We start from the raw sequence: 8002 nt of genomic DNA, 5'->3' as shown, positions 1-8002 counted from the left end.
AACCTGGTCAATTCAACCAATCCATTACAATAAATTGGTATCAACAAACTTGGCACACTATTGAGTTCTCAAACAACAGACACACCCGGCACCACCACAACCAACATTCAGTCGCGGATCGCTCCGGAGCAACTTTTCAAACTTACCCGGCCGCTTCACCCTTGTCAAATCGGCGTTCCAGACTCATTCTTGCCATTGGCTTCTGGGTCTTGGTGGCCGTTCAACTCCGGGGAGCAGCGCGGAAATAAACTCTACCACCACTTGGCCGAGCTGACAAAGCGGCCTCGAGCAGGGTGCTGAAAAGCCCGGAATCACGCGGATTCCGGGCTTTTCAGTGCGCCTTCGGTTGGCCTTCCAGCAGTGCCGGCGGCGTCGGCCCGTGTTTGGTCCGGGCGACGGGCCTAAGCGAGCGGCTTGAAGTAGGCCGCGCCGAGCGGCGGCAGGGTGACCACCAGCGTGGCAGGCTGTCCGTCGAGGCCACCCTTGGTCGCAGTCAACATGCCGGTGTTTTCAACCCCGGAACCGCCATAGGTGGCGGCGTCGGTGTTGAGCACTTCCTGCCATTTGCCGGCCGTTGGGACGCCGAGCTGGTAGTCCGTGTGCGGGCCGCCGGAGAAGTTCACGGCGCAGACCAGCGGGTTGCCGTCTGCGTCGCGGCGGATGAACGTCAGGACGTTCCGGTCCGAGTCTCCCCCGTTGATCCATTGGAATCCCTCGGGCTGGTTGTCCTGCTGGTACAGGGCCGGCGTGGAACGGTACAGCTCGTTGAGGTCCTTGGTCAGGAGCTGCATGCCGTTGTGCGCCGGGATGTCTGCGAGCCACCAGTCCAGGCCGTGCTGCTCCGACCACTCTGCTTCCTGGCCGAATTCGGTGCCCATGAAGATCAGCTGCTTGCCCGGGTGCGCCCACTGATATCCCAGGAACGCGCGCAGGTTTGCCAGCTGCTGCCACCGGTCGCCGGGCATCTTGCGCAGCATGGAGCCCTTGCCGTGCACGACTTCATCGTGGCTGATTGGCAGCAGGAAGTTTTCCGAGAAGGCATAGACCATCGAGAACGTGATGGTTCCGTGGTGCCACCTGCGGTTGTACGGGTCCTCGGCCATGTACTGGAGCGAGTCATGCATCCAGCCCATGTTCCATTTGAGGCCGAAGCCCAGGCCGCCGCCGCTCGTGGGTGCGGTGACGCCCGGGAAGGCCGTGGATTCCTCGGCAATCATGACCGCGCCGGGGTGTGTCTTGTACACCGTGGCGTTGACCTCCTGGAGGAAGGAAATCGCCTCAAGGTTTTCGCGGCCGCCAAAGCGGTTCGGCTGCCACTGCCCCTCTTCGCGGGAGTAGTCCAGGTACAGCATGGAGGCGACGGCGTCCACGCGCAGCCCGTCGATGTGGAATTCGTCGAGCCAGTACAGCGCGTTGGCCACCAGGAAGTTGCGCACCTCCGTGCGGCCGAAGTCGAAGATCAGCGTGCCCCAGTCCGGGTGCTCGCCCAGGTTCGGATCGGCGTGCTCGTACAGGGCTTCGCCATCGAACCTGGCCAGGGCCCATTCGTCCTTGGGGAAGTGGGCGGGAACCCAGTCCAGGAGGACGCCGATGCCGGCTTGGTGGAGTTCGTCAACGAGGTGGCGGAATTCGTCCGGGTGCCCGAAGCGCGAGGTCGGCGCGAAGTAGGAGGTGACCTGGTAGCCCCACGAGCCACCGAACGGGTGCTCGGCAACGGGCATGAACTCCACGTGGGTGAAGCCAAGCCATTTGACGTACTCCACGAGTTCCTTGGCCAGTTCGCGGTACCCCAGCCCCACCCGCCACGAGCCGAGGTGGACTTCATAGACGCTCATGGGCGAGTTGTGCGGATCGCGTTCGGCGCGGGCCTGCATCCACTCGGCGTCCTTGAACACATAGGAGGGCTCGACCACGCGGGATGCCGTCAGGGGCGGGATCTCGGTCCCGAAGGCCAGCGGGTCCGCCTTTTCCACCCAGAATCCGTGCCGGGTCCTGAGTTCAAACTTGTAGCACGCCCCTGCTGCTACGCCCGGGATGAAGAGCTCCCACACCCCCGTGGAACCGAGGGAGCGCATGGAGTGTTCGCGGCCGTCCCAGCCGTTGAAGTCGCCCTTGACGCGGACTGCCTCGGCGTTCGGTGCCCACACGGCGAAGGACACGCCGTCGACGTCGCCGAGCGAGGACTTGTAGTGCTGGACGTGCGCGCCCAAGACATCCCACAGGCGCTCGTGCCGGCCTTCGCCGATCAGGTGCAGGTCCACTTCGCCGATGGTCGGCAGGTAGCGGTAGGGATCGTCCATGACCTGCGGCTCGTGGTCCTTGTAGGTCACTTCGAGCCGGTAGTCCGGCACGTGTCCGTGCTCGAGGGGTTCCATCACGGCCACCCACACGCCGCCCGCCTCGTGGGTCATGGGCACCGCGCCTGCCGACGTCACGACAGAAACCGATTCCGCCAGGTGCTTCACCGTCCGGATGGTGACGTGGCCGTGGTCATCAAGGTGGGCGCCGAGGACCGAGTGGGGCGCGTGGTGCTCGCCGGTGCCGACCCTCGCAAGGGTCTCACCGTCCACGGGCAGTGGTGCGCCGGGTCGATCGATACGTGCTGATCCTGTCATTTTTATACCTTCCGCTGCGGCTTCGGCGGCGACGCCGGAACCTGTACTGCCGAGGAGACGACGCGATGCGTTAACCGGAATGGAGAGCCAGTCCGGCCTGTTCCTTAGTTCGTAGATGACTTCGTAGAGGGCTTTGTCGAGCCACAGCGCCACGAAGAGGGGCGCGTCGCGGTCGATGCTGCCGGGGATTACTTCGGCGTAGCCGGCCAGGAAGGCCTCCGCGCAGTCGTCCACCCATGTCCCGGGCACCACGGCACCGGGATTTTCGCGGACGGCCGCGCCGGCGGCGTAGTCGAAGGACCGGAGCATGCCCACGACGTCGCGAAGAGGGACGTCGGGGAAGTTGCGTTCGGAGATGGGACGCAACGGCTCGCCTTCGAAGTCGAGAATGGCCCAGCGCGGTGCGGCCCCGGGCCCGCCCGGGACGGAACTGCCCGGGACCTGCAGGATCTGCCCGAGATGGAGGTCCCCGTGGATCCGCTGGAGCGGACCGGCGCCAGTGCCTTCGAGCCGGCCGAGGAGACGGTTGAGCGCCTCTTCGTAGGGCCCGACGGCGGTGGACGCCTGGTTCCAGGACTGGCGGACGCGTTCGGCTACTCCCGGGGCGATGTCCTGGCCCGGCGCGGATTCGGCGGCTGTGCCCAGCGCCTCGGCGAGCCTCCGGTGCACGGTGGCCGTCGCGGCGCCCAGTGCGTGGGCCTCGGCGGTGAACCCGGTCCCCCGGCTGGCCGCGTCCACGGCGAGCCGCCAGGCGTCGAGTCCGCCGGCGAGGAATTCGTGCGCCACCGCGAGCTCGCCGCGCGCGGGACGGGCGGCTCCGGAGCTTTCCTGCCCGAGAGCGGCCGCCGGAGTCTCCCATTCCCCGGCCACCCAGCCAAGGGTCGCCGGGACCTCCTCCGTGCGCCCCGCCGTCAGCGCAGCACCGATTTCGACTTCGGGGTTCTGGCCTTCGGACAGCACACGGAAGAACTTCACGATGGCGACTGTGCCGCCGTCGTTGTCGTCGACGATTACCGAACTGTTCGACTGCTCGCCGGAGAGCACCTTGACCTTGCCCGTTGCAAACGGCAGGCGGTAGCCAGAGTCCACCAGGTGGCCGGTGGCGTTCCCCGACGGCGTGCTCCCGCCGTGGCGCATGAGCTCCAGCCAGGCGGCGACGAAGGAGGCGTCATGGACGCCGTCGTAGACCCACCGGTGGGCGGCGTCGGCGCGTGTGCCGGGAAGCTCGCCGATCAGCGCCCGCTCCGCCCCGGGCAGGGGCTCCGGGTGGAAACTGAGCGGCACCTGGACGATGTCGGTCCGGCTGCCGCCGGGGGTGGGGTAGGACACCGCGAGCAGCAGCACCTCAAACTCCGCCGCGCCGGGGGCATCCTCGGCGCCGGCCTCGAGGCGCAGCCCGCCCACCGGTTCGAAGGTGAACTCCGCACTCTTGACCGGGAACCACCGCTGGTGCGGAAGCCAGGCGCCGAGCAATCCGCTCAGGGGCGGGGCAAGGGTCGGTCGCGTCATCTCAGCCTTCGATGGACAGGATGGGCATCGCCTGTGTGAACGGGGATGTCGGGTTGGAGGCTGCCGAACGGATCCGCAACCAGAAGAAATCGTGGCTGCCCAGCGTCAGCGTCAGCGTTCCGTCCTCGCCGATCGCAGGGAACGCCTGGCCGCCGAAAACGTCCCGGAGGCCACGGCCGGCGAAGTTCGGCACCCGCAGCGTGGTCGCCACGGGGTGCTGGGAGAGGTTGAAGGCGCACAGGATGGTCTCCGCGTCCGCGCCGGCGGCGTTGCCTTCCGGGAGCTCCCGCAGGTAGGCGAGGACGACGTCGTGGTCGGCTTCCACATGCTTGAACGCGCCAAGTCCGAACGCGGGGTGGTTCTTGCGGACGCTCAGGATCTGCCGGGTCCAGCGCAGCAGCGAGCCCGAATGGGCGGCCTCGGCCTCCACGTTCGCCATGCTGTAGTTGTAGACCAGCGACTGGATCACCGGCAGGTACAACTTGCCGGGATCGGCACTGGAGAACCCGGCGTTCCGGTCCGGGTTCCATTGCATCGGCGTGCGGACAGCGTCCCGGTCCTCAAGCCAAATGTTGTCCCCCATGCCGATCTCGTCCCCGTAATACAGGAACGGGCTGCCCGGCAGGGACAGCAGGAGGGCATTGATGAGCTCGATTTCGGAGCGGGAGTTATCCAGCAACGGCGCCAGCCGGCGTCGGATGCCGATGTTGGCCCGCATGCGCGGATCCGGCGCGTACCAGCCGAGCATCGCGGCGCGTTCGTCGGACGTGACCATTTCCAGCGTCAGCTCGTCGTGGTTGCGCAGGAACGTGCCCCACTGGGCGCCTTCGGGAATGTCCGGGGTGTCCTTCATCGTCTCGATGATGGGCGACGCCTTCTGGTCCCGCAGCGCGTAGTAGAGGCGCGGCATGATCGGGAAGTGGAACGCCATGTGGCACTCCGGTTCCTCCTCGGTGCCGAAGTACTCGACCACCTCGGCGGGCGGCTGGTTGGCCTCGGCAATGATCACGCGGCCCGGGTAGCTTTCATCGACCATCCGGCGCAGCTGGCGGAGGAATTCGTGGGTCTGCGGCAGGTTCTCGCAGTTGGTGCCCTCCTCCTCGAACAGGTACGGAATGGCGTCGGCCCGGAACCCGTCGATGCCCTGGTCCAGCCAGAACCGCACGACGTCGAAGAGCGCGTCGATGACCTTGGGGTTTTCGAAGTTCAGGTCAGGCTGGTGGCTGAAGAACCGGTGCCAGAAGAACTGGCGGCGGATGGGGTCGAAGGTCCAGTTGGACTCCTCCGTGTCCACGAAGATGATGCGGGCGTCTTCGTACTTCTCGTCCGTGTCGCTCCAGACGTAGAAGTCGCCGAAGGGCCCGTCCGGATCCTTGCGGGACTCCTGGAACCACGGGTGCTGATCGGAGGTGTGGTTCAGCGGCAGGTCGATGATCACCCGGACGCCCCGGGCGTGTGCCTCCGCCACGAGTCGCTTGAAGTCGCTGATGGTGCCGAACTCGTCCAGCACGGAGTTGTAATCCGAGATGTCATAGCCGCCGTCGCGCAGCGGTGACTGGAAGAACGGCGGCAGCCAGAGGCAGTCCACCCCCAGCCACTGCAGATAATCCAGTTTCTCGATCAGGCCGTGGAAGTCGCCCGAGCCGTCCCCGTTCCCGTCGGCGAAGCCCCGGACGAGCACCTCATAGAAGACCGCCTTGCGGTACCAGAGGGGATCGTGCTGAAGCCCGGGAGCGTTCAGTTCAAAGCCTCCCCTCGGGCTGAAGTGCTGGCTCGGGTTCTGCGGGCTGAAACTCACTGGCACTACCTCCGGATGCTAAGAATGTGTGCGGGCTCGACGTGCGGGTCCAAGCGGACGTAGTTGTACTCCCCCCATTCCCAACTTTCGCCGGTCAGCAAGTCATCGACCATGAAGCGGCCGTTGTGCGTGAAGTTCTCCGGGTCCAGGTCCAGCGCCGCCAGATCCAGGGACACGGTGCTCTCCCGTGTGCCGTGCGGGTCCACGTTGACGACGATGATCACGGTGTCCTTGCTGCCGTCCGGAAGTATCTTGTGCTTGGAGTACACCACGGTGGAGGGGTCCGAGCTCTGGTGCACCGTCAGGTTCTGCAGATCCCCCAGGGCCGGGTGTGCGCGCCGGATCGCATTGAGCCGGGTCAGGAACGGGGCCAGGGAACGCCCCGACTCGCTCGCCGCATCCCAGTCGCGGGACTTGTACTCAAACTTCTCGTTGTCGATGTATTCCTCGGCGCCGGGCCGCGCCACGTGTTCGTAAAGCTCAAACCCGGCGTACACACCCCAGATCGGGCTGGCCGTCGCGGCCAGGGCGGCCCGGATCTTGAAGGCCGCCGGGCCGCCGAACTGCAGGTATTCGGTGAGGATGTCCGGGGTGTTGACGAAGAAGTTCGGCCGGAAGTAGGCCGAAGATTCGTGGCTGACCTCCTGGAAGTACTCCTCCAGCTCCTCCTTGGTGTTCCGCCAGGTGAAGTACGTATAGGACTGCTGGAAGCCGGCCCGGCCCAGCGCGTGCATCATGGCCGGGCGGGTGAACGCCTCGGCGAGGAAGACGACGTCGGGGTGTTTCTTATTGACCTTGCCGATCAGCCATTCCCAGAACCACACGGGTTTGGTGTGCGGATTGTCCACCCGGAAGACCTTGACGCCGTGGCTGACCCAGAGCAGCACGATCCGGAGAATTTCGTTGGACAGCCCGGCGGGGTCGTTGTCGAAATTCAGCGGGAAAATGTCCTGGTATTTCTTCGGCGGATTCTCCGCGTAGGCAATAGTGCCGTCAACTCGCGTGGTAAACCATTCCGGGTTGCTTTGCACCCACGGGTGGTCCGGCGCGGCCTGCAGGGCAAGGTCCAGGGCGACCTCCAGCCCGAGTTCGCCGGCGCGTGCCACGAAGGCGTCGAAGTCCTCGAAGGTGCCCAGGTCCGGATGGATGGCGTCGTGGCCGCCCTCGTGGGAGCCAATGGCCCACGGCGAGCCGGGATCGTGCGGGCCGGCAATGAGGGTGTTGTTCGGGCCCTTGCGGTGCTGGAGACCGATTGGGTGGATCGGCGGCATGTAGATGATGTCGAAGCCCATGGCGGCGACGGCGTCGAGGCGCTCCGCCGCGGTGCGGAAGGTGCCCGAGGTCCATTCCCCGGTCTCGTGGTTGCGCACGGCGCCTTCGGAGCGCGGAAAGAATTCGTACCAGGAGCCGGCCCCGGCGAGCGTTCGCTCCACCAGCAGCGGGTAGGGCTCGGAAACCGTCACCAGTTCGCGGATGGGCTGGCGTTCGACGACGGCGGCGACGTCGGCGCTGAAGCCTGCGGCGAGCCGCTCTTCGGGTGTCCGGGACGTATCGGAGAGGACGACGACGGCCATCCGCAGCGTCCGGCGGTCACCGGAGGGTCGCGAGGCTTCCTCGGATGCGTCCGCAAGCAGTGCCGCGCCTTCGGCCAGCATGAGCTCGACGTCGATGCCGGCCTCCACCTTGACCTCGGCGTTGTGGTGCCAGGTGCCGTAGCGGTCATGCCAGGCCTCGATGACGAAGGACCAGTTGCCCGTTGCAGGCGGGGTCAGGAGGCCTTCCCAACGGTCCGTGCCCATCCCGCGGGGTCCGCGAGGCGGGGCCAGCCGGACCCGCTGCCGCTCTTTGCCGCGCGGGTCGAGCAGGACAGCGCTGACGCCGAGCTGGTCGTGTCCCTCCCGGAACGCGGTGGCTCCAACGACAATGGTTTGGCCCTCGACGGCTTTGGCGGGGAATTTTCCGCCGTCCACCGAAGGCTGCACGGCGGTGATCGGAAAGCGGCCAAATCGCAGGCCATCCGTGATCAGGGCCTTGGGCTTTTGCTTGGACACGGCGCTGGTTCGCGAGTTATTCGTCACAG

The 8002-nt window shown here is 66.1% G+C and carries 3 protein-coding genes; all 3 read right to left on the bottom strand.

What is annotated here, in order from left to right; all coding sequences use genetic code 11:
* Positions 1–401: 401 nt before the first annotated feature.
* The 3 genes from AB4089_RS20380 to AB4089_RS20370 are packed head-to-tail and all read right to left on the bottom strand — an operon-like array spanning position 402 to position 8000.
* Entirely contained in the window at positions 402–4124 is a 3723-nt protein-coding gene (locus tag AB4089_RS20380; protein WP_441411087.1) for a 1,4-alpha-glucan branching enzyme, read from the bottom strand.
* Position 4125: 1 nt separating this feature from the next.
* A complete protein-coding gene (gene treS, locus AB4089_RS20375; RefSeq protein ID WP_441411086.1) occupies positions 4126–5922 on the bottom strand; it encodes a maltose alpha-D-glucosyltransferase in 1797 nt (598 codons plus the stop codon).
* A gap of 5 nt (positions 5923–5927) precedes the next feature.
* Positions 5928–8000, bottom strand: coding sequence for an alpha-1,4-glucan--maltose-1-phosphate maltosyltransferase (locus AB4089_RS20370; RefSeq protein WP_441411085.1), 2073 nt, complete (start codon positions 7998–8000; stop codon positions 5928–5930).
* Positions 8001–8002: the final 2 nt, after the last annotated feature.

It is taken from the genome of Arthrobacter sp. 2MCAF15 (assembly GCF_052115605.1).
Lineage (GTDB): Bacteria > Actinomycetota > Actinomycetes > Actinomycetales > Micrococcaceae > Arthrobacter.
Note: the sequence above shows the minus strand (reverse complement) of the source record. Positions and strands in the feature narration are given on the sequence as shown.